At 43.7% G+C, this 17,806-nt stretch carries 20 protein-coding genes; 2 read left to right on the top strand and 18 right to left on the bottom strand.

The features are described 5' to 3' along the window. Window positions 1-8 precede the first annotated feature (8 nt). The 11 genes from QNH36_RS09700 to hflX form a co-directional block, all read right to left on the bottom strand. Entirely contained in the window at window positions 9-788 is a 780-nt protein-coding gene (locus QNH36_RS09700; protein ID WP_283905095.1) for an enoyl-CoA hydratase-related protein, read from the bottom strand. Next, a complete protein-coding gene (locus QNH36_RS09695) occupies window positions 781-1,089 on the bottom strand; it encodes an EthD family reductase (RefSeq protein WP_144476036.1) in 309 nt (102 codons plus the stop codon). Before QNH36_RS09695 ends, QNH36_RS09700 begins: the two co-directional genes overlap by 8 nt. Before the next feature lie 97 nt (window positions 1,090-1,186). Continuing rightward, window positions 1,187-1,669, bottom strand: a complete 483-nt coding sequence (gene paaD, locus QNH36_RS09690; RefSeq protein ID WP_144476037.1) for a 1,2-phenylacetyl-CoA epoxidase subunit PaaD — start codon at window positions 1,667-1,669, stop codon at window positions 1,187-1,189. 6 nt (window positions 1,670-1,675) lie between these two features. Beyond that, on the bottom strand, window positions 1,676-2,494 hold the full coding sequence (gene paaC, locus QNH36_RS09685; protein ID WP_144476038.1) for a 1,2-phenylacetyl-CoA epoxidase subunit PaaC: 819 nt from the start codon (window positions 2,492-2,494) through the stop codon (window positions 1,676-1,678). After that, window positions 2,491-2,838, bottom strand: coding sequence for a 1,2-phenylacetyl-CoA epoxidase subunit PaaB (gene paaB, locus QNH36_RS09680; protein ID WP_144476039.1), 348 nt, complete (start codon window positions 2,836-2,838; stop codon window positions 2,491-2,493). Before paaB ends, paaC begins: the two co-directional genes overlap by 4 nt. Window positions 2,839-2,893: 55 nt before the next feature. Further along, window positions 2,894-3,853: a 1,2-phenylacetyl-CoA epoxidase subunit PaaA gene (gene paaA, locus QNH36_RS09675; protein ID WP_144476040.1), complete on the bottom strand. Its 960-nt coding sequence runs from the start codon at window positions 3,851-3,853 to the stop codon at window positions 2,894-2,896. 14 nt (window positions 3,854-3,867) lie between these two features. Next, window positions 3,868-5,199 (bottom strand): phenylacetate--CoA ligase family protein, encoded by a 1,332-nt coding sequence (locus tag QNH36_RS09670; RefSeq protein ID WP_251541886.1) that lies wholly within the window; start codon window positions 5,197-5,199, stop codon window positions 3,868-3,870. 526 nt (window positions 5,200-5,725) lie between these two features. Further along, window positions 5,726-7,066, bottom strand: coding sequence for a type I glutamate--ammonia ligase (gene glnA / locus QNH36_RS09665; RefSeq protein WP_144476042.1), 1,341 nt, complete (start codon window positions 7,064-7,066; stop codon window positions 5,726-5,728). Window positions 7,067-7,107: 41 nt separating this feature from the next. After that, the gene (locus QNH36_RS09660) at window positions 7,108-7,512 is read right to left on the bottom strand and encodes a MerR family transcriptional regulator (protein WP_144476043.1); all 405 of its coding nucleotides are present in this window, start codon (window positions 7,510-7,512) and stop codon (window positions 7,108-7,110) included. 143 nt (window positions 7,513-7,655) lie between these two features. Then, entirely contained in the window at window positions 7,656-8,927 is a 1,272-nt protein-coding gene (locus QNH36_RS09655) for a methionine gamma-lyase family protein (protein WP_144476044.1), read from the bottom strand. Between the two features lie 26 nt (window positions 8,928-8,953). Continuing rightward, on the bottom strand, window positions 8,954-10,213 hold the full coding sequence (gene hflX / locus QNH36_RS09650; RefSeq protein ID WP_283905094.1) for a GTPase HflX: 1,260 nt from the start codon (window positions 10,211-10,213) through the stop codon (window positions 8,954-8,956). 178 nt (window positions 10,214-10,391) lie between these two features. Between hflX and QNH36_RS09645 the strand changes: the two genes are divergently transcribed. Beyond that, window positions 10,392-10,997, top strand: coding sequence for a trimeric intracellular cation channel family protein (locus QNH36_RS09645; protein ID WP_251541888.1), 606 nt, complete (start codon window positions 10,392-10,394; stop codon window positions 10,995-10,997). A 63-nt stretch (window positions 10,998-11,060) separates the two neighbouring features. Here QNH36_RS09645 and QNH36_RS09640 read toward each other — a convergent pair whose 3' ends face one another. The 5 genes from QNH36_RS09640 to miaA form a co-directional block, all read right to left on the bottom strand. Continuing rightward, on the bottom strand, window positions 11,061-12,080 hold the full coding sequence (locus QNH36_RS09640) for an STAS domain-containing protein (protein WP_144476089.1): 1,020 nt from the start codon (window positions 12,078-12,080) through the stop codon (window positions 11,061-11,063). Window positions 12,081-12,281: 201 nt separating this feature from the next. Further along, a complete protein-coding gene (locus QNH36_RS09635) occupies window positions 12,282-12,512 on the bottom strand; it encodes a glutaredoxin family protein (RefSeq protein ID WP_283905093.1) in 231 nt (76 codons plus the stop codon). An 85-nt stretch (window positions 12,513-12,597) separates the two neighbouring features. Further along, the gene (spoVK, locus tag QNH36_RS09630) at window positions 12,598-13,557 is read right to left on the bottom strand and encodes a stage V sporulation protein K (protein WP_251541890.1); all 960 of its coding nucleotides are present in this window, start codon (window positions 13,555-13,557) and stop codon (window positions 12,598-12,600) included. Between the two features lie 315 nt (window positions 13,558-13,872). Next, window positions 13,873-14,103, bottom strand: a complete 231-nt coding sequence (gene hfq, locus QNH36_RS09625) for an RNA chaperone Hfq (protein ID WP_041966638.1) — start codon at window positions 14,101-14,103, stop codon at window positions 13,873-13,875. A gap of 30 nt (window positions 14,104-14,133) precedes the next feature. Beyond that, the gene (miaA, locus tag QNH36_RS09620) at window positions 14,134-15,087 is read right to left on the bottom strand and encodes a tRNA (adenosine(37)-N6)-dimethylallyltransferase MiaA (protein WP_283905092.1); all 954 of its coding nucleotides are present in this window, start codon (window positions 15,085-15,087) and stop codon (window positions 14,134-14,136) included. Between the two features lie 274 nt (window positions 15,088-15,361). On the opposite strand from miaA, the gene mreBH reads away from it, so the two are divergent. Further along, on the top strand, window positions 15,362-16,369 hold the full coding sequence (gene mreBH / locus QNH36_RS09615) for a rod-share determining protein MreBH (RefSeq protein ID WP_144476050.1): 1,008 nt from the start codon (window positions 15,362-15,364) through the stop codon (window positions 16,367-16,369). Window positions 16,370-16,577: 208 nt separating this feature from the next. On the opposite strand, the gene QNH36_RS09610 is transcribed toward mreBH, so the two are convergent. Then, on the bottom strand, window positions 16,578-17,096 hold the full coding sequence (locus QNH36_RS09610) for a DinB family protein (protein WP_144474962.1): 519 nt from the start codon (window positions 17,094-17,096) through the stop codon (window positions 16,578-16,580). Window positions 17,097-17,204: 108 nt separating this feature from the next. Then, window positions 17,205-17,651 (bottom strand): hypothetical protein, encoded by a 447-nt coding sequence (locus tag QNH36_RS09605; RefSeq protein ID WP_283905091.1) that lies wholly within the window; start codon window positions 17,649-17,651, stop codon window positions 17,205-17,207. Window positions 17,652-17,806 lie beyond the last annotated feature (155 nt).

Here is a 17,806-nt window from a genome sequence, read left to right as displayed (position 1 = left end):
GTACCCCCTTATCTTCCCTTGAATTCCGGCTTCCGCTTTTCCTTGAAAGCCTTCATGCCTTCCTTCTGGTCTTCAGTGGCAAAAAGCATATAGAAATTCTTGCGCTCATATTGCATGCCTTCGTACAGAGAATAGTCCACTGCCTTCAGTACTGATTCCTTGATCAGCCTGACGGCGATTGGTGCCTGATTTGCGATTGTATCCGCAAATTTCAGCGTTTCCTCCATCAATACTTCCTCTGCAAAGGTCGAATTGATGATTCCGAAATGAAGAGCTTCTTTTGCAGTTATCCGCTTGCCGCTGAGAATCCATTCCATTGCTTTCGTTTTGCCGACTAGCTTGGTCAGGCGCTGTGTTCCCCCGGCACCAGGCATGACACCCAGGTTGACTTCAGGGAATCCGAACTCTGCATTCTCAGCAGCAAACAGCATATCGCAGCAGAGTGCCAGTTCAAACGCACCGCCAAGCGCGAATCCGTGGACAGCACCGATGACCGGCTTCTTAATCCAGGCTAATCGATCCCAGTCGGTGAACTGGTTTAATGTTTCCATGCTGATGGCATCGGCATCCACCATTTCTTCGATATCCGCACCAGCTGCAAACGCCCTTCCTTTTCCTGCGAGGACGATGACTTTAACTTTTGGTTCATTATCGTAAGCTTCCATCGCGGAAAGAACCTCTGAAACCATTTGCCTGTTCAGGGCATTAAGAACTTTTGGGCGGTTAAGCACAATCAGGCCAACTTCCCCTTTGACAGACGTTTCAATCAGTTCATAGTTTTTATTCATTCACTTCTTCACCGATCATCATCGTGACCAGATCACCTGCAAAGCTCATGACATCCTTGCCGGACGCCTTTCCTTCCGCTGATTTCATGCCAGCCTTCAGCGCTTCATGATCGTCATAATACATTTCGCACATCAAATAATATTTGCCTTCCCCACCCATTGGGCTGCCGACGATGCGGGTTACGTCCATTTTGCGGAGGCCAGGAATTTTAGCAGTCATTGGTGCATGCGTTTCGAAATAATGCTTGTCGAATGCCTCTTTGTCCTGTGGATGCTTATAAATCGCGATTAGTTTTACCATTAATAATCTCTCCTTTTGTAAAATAAATGTTTTAATACCAAAGTGAATTTATGCGCAGATACTTGAAGCTATTAATCAATTGATCTGACATTTTAAGTCACATCAATGTTGATACCGGTTTCATTGCCTCAAATGGGTTTTTACAAGACTTGCAGTAGAGTATACTGCGGCATGCTGTCGGACCAAAAAGGTTATCCATTGTTGTATAAGTCGACCCGCAATATGGGCAGTCCGCCTGCCACTCGCCTGTCTCAGCAATATGCCTCGGCGGCGGAGCGATGCCGAATTCCTTGAGCTTTTCCCTGCCAGCTTCACTAACCCGATCAGAGGTCCAGGGCGGATGGAAAATGAATTCCACCTCTACCTTTTCGACTCCCTCAATCGCGGAAACTGCTTTGACAACATTGTTTTTAATGATATCAAGCGCCGGACACCCCATGAATGTCGGCAAAAGCTTGATCAAGACACCGTACGGCAGGACTTGAAGCTCTTCTACCATACCAAGCTCGAGAATCGAAACACTATCGATTTCAGGATCCCTAACAGTTTGCAGTGCATCGTAAACTTTATCTCTCAGCATCTTTCATCACCAGCTTGCTGCCGGATCAAAGTTATAAACCTCACCCAATGTATCAAGAGCTGTCTCTAAATCTGCTGTATGTTCGCCATTTCGCCCATTTCCGCTCTTCATCCCGAATTTCTCCGGAATGCCAAGGTTCAGTGAATCGAACATTGGCGTCATCATTTGGACCCACTTAGTCTTAAGTGCTGCCTCAGAATCTATTAAGCTATGTTCCTCAAACTCTTCACCTTTGGCTCCGAACGAAAACAAGCCATCAAGCTCTTCAAACACCGCTTCAATTGCAGCTTCCATTCTTAATCTTGCTTCCCCACCTGCACTGATAAGCTGCGAAAACCAGGTCTTCCAGTGCAATAAATGATAGTACAGCTCCATATTGATTTTGACAGCTGCCTCGGCCAGTGGCTGGTACGAAGAATTCTTCAATGATTCAATCTTCACTTTCTTGGCCTGTGCGTAAAAAAAGTTCCTGACGACCGCAAATGCCCAGTCATAGTGAGGTTCCGTCAGATAGGTTCCAGGACCATTCACCTTTTCCAACAGGACAGCATTCTTTCGTTCAGCTGCCGGCCTTGCATGCGCAAGCCTGTCAGGGTCACCCGCTCCCAAATCACTTAGAAGCTGATAGAACATCGCGGCGTGCCCCATCGTATCCTGGCTGATGGATGAAAACGCGACATCCTCCTCAATATGTGGTGCGAGGCCCAGCCACTCCGAGCCACGATAGGCAATGATGAAATCGTCATCGGCCAGCTGGAACAGGAGTTTATGAACAGCATCGCAGTAAGCTTTATTTTCCAGTGCATCTTCAAGTGCATATTTCATGTCCCCTGTTTCCCTCCCCACGACAGAATTTCTTTTTCATCAAGCATCTCCTGCTCATAATGGCGCCATTTCTTTTTCAAATAGCCATAGCCTTTCGTATTGCGGTAGTCCTTATTATCAAGCCTTTGCAATGTTTGCCGTTCTTCGAGCGACATCTTCCTTACATCATCCCGTTTAACCACCCAAATATCGGCAACTGGTTCGCGGCGCATAAAGTTTTCCTGTGCCATCACGAGCGCCAGCTCATGGTTCGGAGCGAGCAATGAGAATTGATATTGCATCGGCGATGTATCCGTCCGCTTGCTGAATACCTCAAACTCCTGGTAAAATCCTTTCCCAGACATGAATTCATCCCCTTTCCCTTGAAGTCAGAGGGCAGTTGGATCTGCCCCATCTGTTTTATGCTTGAGCGCTTAACGCATCGATTACCCATTTATTGTTGCTGTAGGAAATCTCCCTTAATCTAAGACGCTCCTTAGATTTTGGCCCATTGTTCTTGATGATTTGCTTGAACTTGCTCCAATCCGGCTGCTTGTATTGCCACATGCCCGACTCCTGGTCAAAATGCATGGTTTCATCTGGAAGCTTCAGGCCAAGCGAAAGGACCCTCGGGATATACTTTGTGAAAAAATCCTGGCGCAGGTCTTCATTTGTTTTGGTTCTGATCCTGTATTTAATCGTCGTATCCTGTTTTGAAGCTCCTGTTGTCGATGCATCCCCGGGTCCAAAGAACATTAACAGCGCTTCCCACCATCGGTCAATCGAATCCTGGATCATCGCTTTTTGCTCATCTGTTCCTTCAGCGAGCGCCATGATGATCGCCTCTCCATGCTGGGCGTGGAAAACTTCCTCTGCACATATGCGTTTCAATGCTCTTGCATATGGACCATAAGAAGCATCAAGCATATTCGTCTGGGTGATGATTGCCGCTCCGTCCACAAGCCATCCGATCAATCCGGCGTCCCCCCAGGTCTTCGCTTCCATATGAAACACGTTGTGGAACTTGAGGTCACCGGACAGCAAATCTTCGATGATGTTTTCCCTTGATTTTCCTAGAGGCTTCATCAAATCCTCTGCCACTCTTAATAGCAGCTGCCCGTGGCCCATTTCATCCTGGACCTTTGCCATGATTCCAAGCTTTCTTTTTAATGAAGGAGCTTTAGGTACCCATTCCTTTTCAGGAAGTGCCCCCATAATTTCACTGATGCCATGCATTGAAATCAGCTTAATCAGCGTCATCCGGTAGTCTTCCGGCATCCAGTCATCCGCCTCGATTTTTTCTCCAGCTTCGATCCGCTTCATAAAATGCTGATATTTTTCCTCATCCGTCAACTGGTCGAAGGAAATTGTATTTTCCATGCTGTTTTGCCTCCTTATGATTCCGTTCCAATTGCTTCCTTTGTTTTATCGATGATCCGTACTGCTTTCCCTTCAGAACGAGGGATAGTTTTTGGACGGTGGACACGCACCTCCATCGAAATCAGGCACTGGCTTTTAAGCAGCGATTGAATCCTTTGCTCGAGCTGATAAACCATATCGGAAATCGGATCCTCACCAATCAGGGTAAAGTATTCCTCATTCATCTCAACATGCAGTTCCAGAACCTTTAATGTCCGCTTCTGTAAAATTTGAATCTGGTAATGAGGAGCCAGTTCCGGGACTGTCAACATGCAATGTTCGATTTGTGAAGGGAAGACATTGACACCATTGATGATCAGCATGTCGTCGATCCTGCCCTTTACTCGCGACATTCTCACCGTTGTCCTGCCACAGCTGCATTTCTCCCTCGTCAGCGACGCGATATCTCCTGTCCGGTAACGGATCACCGGAAATGCTTCCTTCGTCAGGCTTGTGAAGACCAGTTCTCCTTCTTCCCCATCAGGTACTGGTTTTAATGTTTGGGGGTCGATGACTTCTACGTAAAAATGATCTTCTGCGACATGGAGCCCTGCCTGTGCTTCATGACACTCATTCGCGACACCAGGCCCAATCACTTCACTAAGCCCGTAAATATCACATGCTTTGATTCCCAGCTTTTCTTCTAGCGTTTTTCTCATTTCTTCTGACCAGGGTTCCGCACCGAATATTCCATATTTCAGTGATGTGTTACGAGGGTCCTTGCCCATTTCCTCCATCGTCTCAGCGATGTTCAGAATGTATGAAGGAGTTCCGCATATGACTTCCGGTTTAAAGTCTTCAATCAGCATGATTTGTCTCTGGGTATTCCCACCAGATACCGGAACTGTCACCATTCCCAGCTTTTCACTTCCGTAATGAAGCCCGAGCCCGCCGGTAAATAGGCCGTATCCATAGGCATTATGGAGGAACTTCCCTGGTTCACCGCCAGCCAGAGCGATTGCCCTCGCGACAATTTCTCCCCACATATCAAGATCATTCTGGGTATAGCCTACAACTGTCGGCTTTCCGCTTGTACCAGATGAAGCATGCACCCTCACAAGTTCACTCTGGGAAACAGCAAACAATCCAAATGGATAGTGGTCACGCAAATCCTGTTTCTCGGTAAAAGGAAGCGCTTCCAAATCTTTCAGACTGTTCAGCATTTCAGGAGAAAAATTAGCTTTTTCGAATTTCCTCTGGTAGAACGGTACTCTCTGAGCTACTTTTTCCACTACTGACTTAAGCCTTTGCAACTGAATTTCCTCAATAAACTCTCGGCTCTTCGTTTCGATTTCATGTAAAATCAAGATTCCGCCCCCTGCATTACATAAAATTTTATTTATATAACGTTATATTACCGTAACACAATAAATGTGTTATATATTTTAAAACAAAGATAACGTGTAAATAGGAAAAAGTCAATTATTTTTCTGAAAATTTTAATTTTTGATTGTGAGTTTTATCCAACCGATGGAAAAAGTAGTGATTTGCGGGGATTTCGTTGTGATTAAAGAGCTTTTCGTAGTGATTGAGCGGAAAAACGTAGTGTTTATAGATAAAAAAATTAATGTTCGTCGATAAAAACACAGTATTCATTGATACCAACGTAATGTTCATGGATAAAAACTTAGTATTTTTTGATAACAACGTAGTGTTCAATAATTAAATGACTAGAATTCACAGATCAAAGGGGAGTGTTTACAAAATAACTTAGGAGATGCCACATTATTTTGTTACCTTACACTTTTAAATGAATCTGATTTCTGCTTTTCAAACAACCATAAAATAAAAAAGGTCTCTTGATATCAATATCAAGAGACCATATAGATCCTATTAATACATGCTCATATACTGTTCGCGTTCCCAAGGGTGAACCTGTGTGCGGAACATATCCCATTCAATCTCTTTTGCTTCAATGAAGTGTTCAAGGATATGGTCGCCCAGTGCTGCGCTGATTACTTCATCTTTCTTCAGCTGGTCAAGGGCAGCTGCAAGTGTTGCCGGCAGATCGTCGATTCCTTCTTCTACACGCTCTTCTTTGTTCATCACGTAGATGTTGCGGTCGACTGATGCTGGAGGAGCCATCTTCTTCTTGATGCCGTCAAGTCCTGCAGCCAGCAATACTGCCATAGCAAGGTATGGGTTAGCAGCCGGGTCAACACTGCGAACCTCGACACGTGTGCTCAATCCGCGTGATGCAGGGATACGGATCAGTGGTGAGCGGTTCTTTGCGGACCATGCTACATAGCAAGGTGCTTCATAGCCAGGAACCAGGCGCTTATATGAGTTGACTGTCGGGTTTGTTACGGCTGTAAAACCAGCAGCGTGCTTCAATGTACCTGCGATGAACTGGTAAGCTGTTTCACTTAGTTCAAGTCTTTCATCGGATGGATCATAGAATGAATTTTCGCCGTTGCTGAACAATGACATATTGCAGTGCATTCCTGATCCGTTCACACCGAACAATGGTTTTGGCATGAATGTCGCATGCAATCCATGTTTACGTGCGATTGTTTTTACAACAAGCTTGAATGTTTGGATCTGGTCACAAGCAGTTAGTGCATCTGCATATTTGAAGTCGATTTCATGCTGTCCAGGAGCTACCTCATGGTGTGATGCTTCGATTTCAAAGCCCATTTCCTCTAGCTCTAGCACGATATCACGGCGGCAGTTTTCACCAAGGTCAGTCGGTGCCAGGTCAAAGTATCCTCCATTATCGTTCAATTCAAGTGTTGGCTCGCCATTTGCATCAAGCTTGAACAGGAAGAATTCCGGTTCTGGTCCAAGGTTGAAGTTCGTGAAGCCAAGCTCTTCCATTTCCTTCAGGATACGCTTCAGGTTTCCGCGAGGGTCGCCAGCGAATGGTGTGCCATCAGCATTTTTGATATCACAGATCAAACGGGCAACTTTCCCCTTTTCTGCTGTCCAAGGGAAAATAACCCATGTGTCCAGATCAGGGATCAGGTACATATCAGACTCTTCGATTCGAACGAAGCCTTCAATTGAAGATCCGTCGAACATCATTTTATTATCAAGTGCTTTTTCAAGCTGGCTGATCGGAATTTCAACGTTCTTGATTGTTCCCAAAATGTCAGTGAACTGCAAACGAATGAATTTTACATTTTCTTCTTTTGATAAACGAATAATATCTTCTCTCGTATACTTCTTAGCCATCCTAAATTTCCTCCTAAAATTTAAACTTTATCAATAGTACATTAGTGAAAGAATCTCGACATGTCGCCTCGATCTGTTGATCGGTTGAAGCGGCCTGCCTGGAGCAGTTCTTTGCGAAGCAATTTTCTTAAGTCTGCATCGGAAAGATCCCGTCTCGTTTTTTCGGCTTGTTTCTTCTCAGCAGCACTCAAGTGCGCTTCTTGTTTTACATTAAATATTTTCTTGATGCCTGCCATGTTGACACCCTGGTCAATCAAATCTTTGATTTCTAAGAGTTTGTCTATATCATTCAAGGAAAAGAGGCGTTTGTTTCCTTCGGTTCTAGCCGGAGAAATCAATTCATGCTCTTCATAGTAACGGATTTGCCTGGCAGTCAAATCTGTCAGCTGCATGACAATCCCGATGCTGAAAAGCGGCATATTCCGGCGAATTTCACTTCCGCCCATTATGATTTCTCCTCCTTCCTCTTAAGATAATCTCATTATATTCAATGTAAGGTATCTTGTCAAACATATGTTAGATTATCTAACATGAAAAATCATAAAAAAACAACAGGACCAATTTAGCAAGCGCCCTGTTGTATATTTACCTATTTTAATAAGATTAAACCTTTTTCAATCAAAGAATCAATCGCGATCAGAACTGCCATCTTCACATGTGAATAGGTCAATCCCCCCTGTACATATGCTACATATGGCGGCCTGATTGGTCCATCCGCAGTCAATTCAATGCTTGCACCCTGGATGAATGTACCAGCAGCCATGATGACATCGTCTTCATAACCCGGCATGTAGGCTGGATGTGCAGTTACATGAGAATTGATTGGGGATGCATACTGAATGGCCTGGCAAAAGGCAACCATTTTGTCTCGGTCATCAAATTGGACAGCTTGAATTAAATCAGTACGCTCCGCATCCCATTTGGGAGATGAATTCATTCCTAAGCGATCAAGCATCGCAGCCGTGAAAACAGCTCCCTTCAATGCCTGGGCGACAATATGCGGTGCCATGAAAAAGCCCTGGTACATTTCCTGTAAAGAATACAGGGAAGCCCCCGCTTCAGCACCAATTCCTGGGGAAGTCATCCGGTAGGAACAGGACTCTACATATTGTGTTTTGCCCACAATGTAACCGCCAGTCTTTGCAATTCCACCACCAGGATTCTTGATCAACGAACCTGCCATCAAATCAGCACCGACATGGCATGGCTCCAGTTCTTCCACAAACTCACCATAACAATTGTCAACAAATACGATGACGTCTGATTTTATTTCTTTCACAAACCTGATCATTTCGCCGATTTGTTCAACTGTGAACGATGGACGAGTCGCATAGCCTTTCGAGCGCTGGATACCAATCATTTTCGTTTCGGGCTTGATTGCTTTTTTTACCGCGTTCCAATCGATCTCGCCTTTTTCTGTAAGGTTGACAGTATTATAGGAGATGCCGAATTCTTTCAAGGAACCATTTCCTGTTCCACGAATGCCGACAATTTCTTCAAGTGTGTCATAAGGCTTTCCAGTGATGTATAAAAGCTCGTCTCCAGGACGAAGGATCCCAAACAGCGCAATTGAGATCGCGTGTGTTCCTGAAATGATTTGGGGGCGAACAAGTCCCGCTTCAGCACCGAACACCTCTGCATAAATCTTTTCGAGTGTTTCTCGTCCAGCATCGTCATAGCCGTATCCAGTTGTCGGAATAAAATGCGAATCACTTACACGATGTTTCTGGAAGCTTTGCAGCACCCTGAATTGATTGGTGTCGATTCGTTCTTCAATTCCCTTGTGCACTCCGGCAATTTGCTGTTCCACTTCACTGATTAGCGGCTGCAGCATATGCCCGTTCTTCAATTGTGTATACATGTTGCTCTCCTATCTAATAACTCATTTTAAATTGTATATCGCTTTAGCTGACCGGTTATTTGATGATCAGTTAAAGAGAACCCTCTGCATACATAGCCTTGTTTTTCTTCGTCAAAGGCGAGTTCACGGAGAATGGTCTCATTTTTCAGCTGAGCCAGCAGTTTCCCCTCATCAGATGGCACCAGGACATGGAATGGCTCCATCATGCTTATGATCGTCTGTTCAATCTTCAGGAGCAGGTTCCTCCGGTCTTCCTCACTGAACGCACTTATGAATGCCGTCTCGTTCTTGGCGTTTGGCACGAAATCCTGATGGGCGATATCCCGTTTATTGTACACGGTAATCTGGGGTATCTGATGGACTTCGAGATCCTCCAACAGTTTATTGACTGTCTGCTCATGGGAAAAATAATCCTCATTTGACATGTCAACAACATGAAGGAGTAAATCCGCTTCACGGACCTCTTCCAGAGTGGAACGAAATGCGGCTATCAGAGTTGTAGGCAGGTCCTGGATGAATCCAACAGTGTCCGTCAGCAGCGCTGTAAAGCCACTTGGCAAAACTACTTTCCTTGTCATCGGATCCAAAGTTGCGAACAACTGGTTTTCCTCGAATGAGTCTGCTTCAGTCAATCGATTGAACAATGTAGATTTTCCTGCATTTGTGTAGCCGACAAGTGCAATCTGGAAGGCCTTGTTCTTTTTCCTTCTTTCCCTGTAACGATCCCGATGCTGGACGATGACTGACAGCTGATTTTTGATGTCATCAATCCGTCTGCGGATATGGCGGCGGTCAGATTCCAGTTTTGTTTCCCCGGGTCCTCTGGTACCGATACCTGCACCGAGCCGTGACATTTCAGTCCCCTGTCCGCCAAGCCGCGGGAGCAAGTATTGGAGCTGGGCGAGCTCAACCTGGAGCTTCCCTTCCTTCGATCTCGCCCTTTGCGCAAATATATCTAGAATCAGCTGTGTCCGGTCAATGATCCTGGCCTTCAAGCCAGCTGACAGATTCCGATTCTGGCTGGGCGAAAGCTCATCATTGAATATGATCAGGTCCGGCTCGAGTTCGTCAACGAGCGCCTGCAGTTCTTCTACCTTGCCTTTCCCTATGTATGTAGCAGGATGGATTTTGGGCCGCTTTTGAATAACCTGCATCAGGACATTTCCCTTCGCGGTTTCCGTTAGCGATTCAAGCTCCTCCATGGAATACTGAAAACGAAGATCATCTTCCTCCGTCGTCTGGCAGCCTACAAGAATGACTTTTTCGAATACATTATCCTGTTCCACGCAGCACCCTTCTCTCCTTATATAGCTAAAGACATCATACCAAAATACATCGTCAAATAAAAATTTTGAAAACAGCGGAGAAATACGTTGTAAATTGGAACAGACATGATAAAATCAATATGTTTGCATTTTCATATTTTAGTATTATGACACCATTTGAACAAGAGGAGAAATAAGGATGACATGGGAAGTTCTCAGCATGATCGGAACAATAGCATTCGCAATCAGCGGAGCGATCATTGCGATGGAAGAGGAATACGACATCTTCGGAGTTTATATATTAGGGATCGTGACAGCATTTGGAGGCGGGGCAATACGAAACCTCCTCATCGGGGTTCCGGTTTCGGCGTTATGGGATCAGGGAATATTCTTTAATTTGGCGTTGCTTTCAATCACCATAGTCTTTCTGTTTCCCCGCAATCTTTTAAAACACTGGCAGCGATGGGGCAATTTCTTCGATGCGATTGGACTTGCAGCCTTCGCGATCCAGGGAGCGATTTATGCTTCCAATATGGGACACCCATTAAGTGCAGTTATTGTAGCAGCTGTTTTGACCGGAAGCGGCGGTGGAATGATCCGCGATCTCCTGGCAGGCAGAAAACCACTGGTGCTGAAAGCTGAAATTTATGCAGTATGGGCAGTGCTTGCCGGCCTGGTCATTGGACTGGGAATGGCAGATAAAGCAGTCGAACTTTATGGACTATTTATTGTCATCACTGCCCTTCGTGTCCTTTCCTACACATATAAGTGGCATTTGCCCGTACGGAAATTGGGAGTTAACTAAAGACGAACCAAAAGAAGCAGAGCCGAAAAAATGGCTCTGCTTTTTGATTTGCTGTTCAAAGATCTATATGATTTTCCGCCCCATCTGGCCAATTGCATAATGAATACCATGCTGCAGGGTCTGGAAGCAATCGAATTTCGCGAGGTTGATGTTGGACTGTGTAATTTCAATTCCCAGCGTGGATGAAATGCCTACGAGAATTGTCTTCGTACCGATGAGCCGTGCAGCTGATCCGATTTTCTCGATTAGACTTACGGCATGTGGTCCGATTTCCTGGTCCAATCCTGTTAAATCCAGGACAAGATAACTTGCTTTATAGGATGGAAGTCGATTCAGTGTCTTGACAATCAGCTGGTCTGCCCTTTCTTCATCATATTTTCCAATAAGCGGGACAACCACGATTCCTTCGAGGACAGGGATGATTGGAGAAGAAAGCTGATGGACCAACTCTTTTAATTCAGCTGTAGTTTCCTCGACCAGGGATTCCAGCTTCTTGATTTGTTCAGACTCTTTCTTGCGGGCCAGCTGATGGATATTATCAGCAATGGTCACGCTGGACGGAAAATACTCAATTACGCTGTATTCATGTCCTTCAAGTTGATGCTGCTTGATTTCATACCAGATATTCGTTCCAAATAAGCCGGAAAACACACCTGCATAATGTGCAGGCAGGAAGCTGCCTCCCTTTTCCTTTCCCTGGGCGACATTCACTTTATGCTCCCAGCTGTCCTTCATAATAGCGGTAAATGTTTTTGTCTCAAAATCCAGGTCCTTGATGATTGTCAGGCCCCATCCTGCTGAAGCATATGTATTGGTAATCATCTCAGCTGCTTCTGCGACACTGACTTCTTTCATCTTTTCAAAATATTGTCCAACTACAAGACCCTGGCGGAATCCTGTGGATTCAAACACAAGATTGGAAGCTTCTTCACCTGATATTTCTTCAATTGTATCGAAAAAGGTTTTCATCGCGGAAGAGATCCAGAAAAGAACGGCATCATCACCTTCAAAGATGAATCTTCCCGATTTTATATCCCATCCAAAATCAATACCTTTGATATCATAATGATACTCATACCCCATCATTCATTAACTCCTTTATCTCTGTCTAATTGGTTTTGCCAATTTTGTTATTCCCTCAAAGAAACACCATACTATTTACCCAGTTAAGCGTTTTTTAAACATACCGATTAATAGTTTGTCCAATTCTTCTGTAAATCGTTCAGGATATTTGAAGCACTAAAAAAGGGATTCCAGCTCCCCGGAATCCCTTTCGTTATTATTTTATTTTAGAAATGACATGATTGAATTTGGATCAAACCCCAGTACCCAGTTTCCATTGACATTGGATTGTGGCACACCCATTTGCCCTGTTGCATTTACCAATCTTTGTGCTGCAATCGGGTCTTGCTGGACATTCACTTCTTTGTAGGAAATCCCTTTATCATCCAGGAAATTCTTCAGCATTGTGCAATAAGGACATGTATTCGTTGTGTATACGGTAATTTCGTTCATTTCTAAATACCCCCGTTAAAATTTTAATATACCCATATGGGTATATTAACAAGAATGAAAAATAATGTCAACAGGATTGCTGACATTATTTCCCCTTTTGATCATCCGAAAAAACGAGATCATTGCTCCTCAGCGTCATCAGTTCATGGCGGTCATATTGATTCTGCATAAGCAAGCGCATGGCCTGTGCCCTGATCGATTTTTCAATGACGTTCCTGACATATCGTCCATTCGAGAAAGCTGCAGCACCAAGGGTAGATTTCACTGTTACTAGATGTTCCCTTAGTTTCCGTTCGGCCTCATGGCTCAAGCTATATTCTCTTTCCTTCAGCATCCGCTGGCCGATTTCCATGAGCTGGTCGATGGAGTAGTCGGGGAAGTCTATGACCAGCGGAAATCTTGAATGAAGGCCGGGATTCAGGGTCAGGAAAAAATCCATTTCCCGCGAATAACCCGCCAGAATTAAGATGAATTCGTGCTGCTTATCCTCCATATGCTTTACCAATGTATCGATTGCTTCCTTGCCGAAGTCTTTCTCTCCCCCACGGCCCAGTGAATATGCCTCATCTATGAACAGAATTCCCCCCATCGCCTTCTTTATCAAATCCCTCGTTTTTTGTGCTGTGTGTCCAATGTATTCCCCAACAAGGTCCGCTCTCTCTGCCTCGATCAAATGTCCTTTTGACAGGACATTCATCTTGAGGAAAAGCTTCCCGATAATCCTCGCCACCGTAGTTTTACCGGTTCCCGGATTTCCTTTGAACATCATATGGAGAGCCTGTTTTCCGGCTTTTAATCCCATCTCTTCCCGCTTTTTATTCACATAGATCCAGGCATAGATTTCTTTGATCATCCTTTTCATTTCTTCCATGCCAACCAGGGCGCCGAGCTCTTCCTCTATTTCCTTCAAAGCTGTATGCTCCTGCGGGATGGACTTTGGAACCAGCTGCGGCTCAGGCAATTCCTTCGTCAACGCCTTTCTTTTCTGGGCGTTCAATACAATGCTGATTTGACCGTTGTTTTTCTTGCGTAGCGGTTGGTCCAAAGATATCACCTCTCATTCTGAAAACAATATACGCATTATCGCTGTATATGTGATATTCACCTATGAATCATGAAGGTCATTTTTGATTATTTTTTCATAGATTTTTTGGGATGGTATCTCGACAAAATTCCAGCAGGACTTTTATTTTTTGTCATATTATGCGGTTTCCCAAGAAATAAAACTTCTATATTTATATGTATTCAAGGACGATGGAATTCATTTTTAAAATAAACATTTAATCTTTACCTCTTACTTTTATGCATCTTGCCAAATAAAAAAACCCGCAGTCAGCGGGTTTCCTTCATGAGTTATTAATTAAGCCTGTCCCTCGAAATCGATCTGGACATTTTTTTGCGGCGCAAAGGTTGAAATGGCATGCTTATACACAAGCTGCTGTTTTCCTTCTGATTCGAAAAGGACGGTAAAGTTATCAAATCCTTTGATTTGTCCTCTCAGCTGAAATCCGTTCAATAAAAATACGGTCACATTGATGTTGTCCTTGCGTAACTGGTTTAAATACTGGTCCTGAATGTTCACTTGTTTCATGGGCGGGATCCTCCTCTTTTATCTCTATTATTATGTATTCGCTTTTATCTTGAGCTTTCCTTCAATGAACTGGGAAATTTCAGCGAATTTTTTTTCAGCGCCATTAGACTCTGACATATCAAACCATTCCACATTCATCTTGTTTCGAAACCAAGTTAGCTGCCTTTTTGCATAGCGGCGGGAATTTTGTTTTAAATTTTCAATAGCTTCCTCCAGGCTAACCTTCCCATCAAAGTATTCGTAAAGCTCTTTATAGCCAATTGCCTGGATCGATTGACAATCCTTCAATCCATTATCATAAAAATACTTTACCTCATCGAGAAGCCCTTGCTCCATCATAAGGTCGACACGGAGGTTAATCCGGCTGTAAAGCAATTCCCTTTCCATTGTCAGCCCAATGATCGCAGTATTATACATCAACTCTGTTGACTGGTTTGCCTGCAATTCGCCCGCAGTTTTTCCAGTACAGTGGTTGATTTCGAGCGCCCTGATGACCCGGCGGATATTATTGGGATGAATTCTGGATGCACTTTCCGGATCCACAATTTCCAGCTTCCCATGTAGAGATTCCGGGCCTTTTTCTTTCGCTTCATTCTCTAAGCGGCGGCGAAAATCCGGGTCGGAAGGCGCCTCGGTGAAATGATAATCATAAATAGCGGACTGAATATATAATCCGGTACCGCCAACAATCATCGGTATCTTCCCGCGTCCGCTGATCTCATGTATTTTCTCGCGGACGATTTCCTGGAACTCCGCAGTTGAAAAACCTTCATCCGGGTCTTTCACGTCAATTAAATGATGGCGGATTCCTTCCATCTCTTCCCGGCTGATCTTAGCCGTTCCGATATCCATTCCTTTATAAATCTGCATGGAATCCCCGCTAATGATTTCACCATTGTACTTTTTAGCTAGTTCGATACTTAACTTTGTTTTGCCAACAGCAGTCGGCCCAATTAATACAATCAGATTCTGTTTCTCTTCCAAAAAATTTCACACTGCCTTTTCATTGAGGGTGTCAGATCGTTAAATCTGACATCTTACATTTATTTTACCATTAAGTAGAAAGCAGTTGAACATCTATGCATTATACCCCTTTTTTACAAGTATTATTCTCATATATCATTTCTTGATAAAATTTTCCTAAACCTTTACAGTTACATAACGATTCGGTAACAAAAGCCCTTTCACCCCCAGAATCATGGTAGTTTAATAGAAGTCTATGATGGTTTTATAATTTATAGGGAACTGGGTGAACACAATGTTATCTACTACAGAAATCGGAATTGATTTAGGTACTGCAAATACTCTTGTATATAGTAAAAATAAAGGAGTCGCCCTTAACGAGCCTTCAGTTGTGGCGATTGATACTGAAACCAAAAATGTTCTTGCTGTCGGCAAGGAAGCGAAGGAAATGATCGGAAAGACACCTGGCAAAATCGTTGCCATCCGCCCTTTGAAAGATGGAGTGATCGCGGATTTTGATGTGACGACCGAAATGCTGAAACAAATTATGAAGAAAGCCTCCAAAAAAGGCGGTTTTTCACTTCGTAAGCCAGATGTAGTCGTCTGCACACCATCTGGTTCGACAAGCGTTGAGCGCCGTGCAATTCAGGATGCTGTCAGAAATGCCGGCGCCAAAAAGGTCCATCTGATTGAGGAGCCGGTAGCTGCGGCGATTGGGGCTGGCCTTCCTGTTGATGAACCAGTGGCAAACGTTGTTGTTGATATTGGCGGAGGTACGACTGAAGTAGCGATTATCTCTTACGGAGGCGTCGTAGCCTGCCACTCGATCCGAATCGCCGGAGACAGACTTGACGAGGATATCATTCAATATGTACGCAAGGAATACAATGTACTGATCGGGGAAAGAACCGCTGAGAGAATCAAGATGGAAATTGGTTACGCGCTTGTAGACCATGAGAAATTGGAAATGGACATTCGCGGCCGTGACCTCGTAACAGGACTTCCAAAGACTGTTACTCTTAATTCATATGAAATCAGGGATGCCATCAAGGAATCTCTTCTTCATATCATGGAAGCGATCCGCGCGACTTTGGAAGATTGCCCCGCTGAATTGAGCGGAGATATTGTTGACCGCGGCGTAATCCTTTCTGGAGGCGGCGCCCTGCTGAACGGTATGCAGGATTGGCTCGGAAGCGAAATGGTTGTACCTGTCCATATCGCTCCAAACCCGCTGGAATCTGTAGCAATCGGCACAGGGAAAGCACTGCAGTATATCCATAAACTTCAGCCAGCTGTAAGATAAATATCAGATTCTAAAAAAAGATCGCTATTTAGTTAGCGATCTTTTTCTATTCATTCTGTTAAAACACAACTATTTTCAACTAGATCCTCATCTTACCAGATACCTTTTATGTCACATAGTGTATATGAATATTTGTAAATCCTGCTCATATCTTTGTAACACTTGCAATCTATTTGATTCCATAGCATCTATCTAAAACTGTGTTGATTTAATCTTTCAAATACTTTTCCTGAATGATTTTTATATGATGAAGTTCATGTCCTGCAATCATATAAGCGATCGTTTCCACTGTTACTTCAAATCCATTGGCATTGCCCTTGTTCTGTAAAGATTTTTGTGGCAGGCCTTTCAACAAACTGATCGTTGCTCTTCTAACATTTTGATAGTCTTCCAGCAGATCAGCTATCGGTCGTTCATTAAAGGAAGCCTCTTGTACATATTCATTTTCGTCGAATCCCATCAAAGGACTCTTGTCCCCACGGGCAATACGGAGGATTCTATAGTTCATGATCCTTTCGGTATCAGTTAGATGTCCCAATACTTCAGATAAAGTCCATTTTCCTTCTGCATACCTGTATTCAGCCTGTTTTTCTGTGACCGCAGAAAATATTTCCTGCGTCGATGCCATTTGTCCGTTGAGGATTTGGATTATGTCGCCTTCTGGTATCAATTGAACATAACTCCTCATATATACTGGAAACTCTTCTAGATCTGGTCGTTTTAACATTTGATCGCCACCTTTCTTCGTTCGATTTCTAAATTCGTTATAATGTGGTTTATTCCTCTTAAAAAATAAAAAAAGGCACCAGATGCAGTGCCTTCAGGAAATTTAAATTCACTCTGATTGCTGCTTTCTTAGCCTGTTGAAATAAAGGAAAACCGGAAGCGGAATGACAATAAAGCCGAGACTCTTGATGATTTGGTTGATTGCCCTGTCCTTTTGCCGCTTTTCTTCCTCTTTAACATAGACCTCATAGTTACTCCGCAGTTCTTGTTCGCTCATTTCGGTTTTTGAACCTTCTATTTTACCAGCTATCGTCAATTGCTTATATTCTGTAAAACTTTGATAATAGCCTGACGGGCTTGCAAGATCAGCTGCCGCCATGAAATTTGACACCCCTCCGCCTATGACCATCATCAATGTTGCAAATAAAACTAGATAAGTGTATAAATGTCTAACCACTTTTTCTCCCCCCTGCTCCTTATTTTTAACTGCAAAAGCTACAATAAAAACGAGTACCACAATCGGCATGATTGTAAATAATAACGAAAAGGCAACCAATGAATCTCCCCCCTCCTTCTATCATATTAAAATCAGCTGGTATGGATGATGATTTGTAATTATTTTTCTATTAGTGTAATTTTACACCATTTTATACATAAATTAAAGCATTTTTATCCTATTGATGAAAATCTTTCATTATTAATAAAAAAAAC

Origin of the sequence: Mesobacillus sp. AQ2 (assembly GCF_030122805.1) — a bacterium.
Classification (GTDB): Bacteria; Bacillota; Bacilli; order Bacillales; family Cytobacillaceae; genus Mesobacillus; species Mesobacillus oceanisediminis_A.
This window is presented reverse-complemented; position numbering and strand designations above follow the sequence as displayed.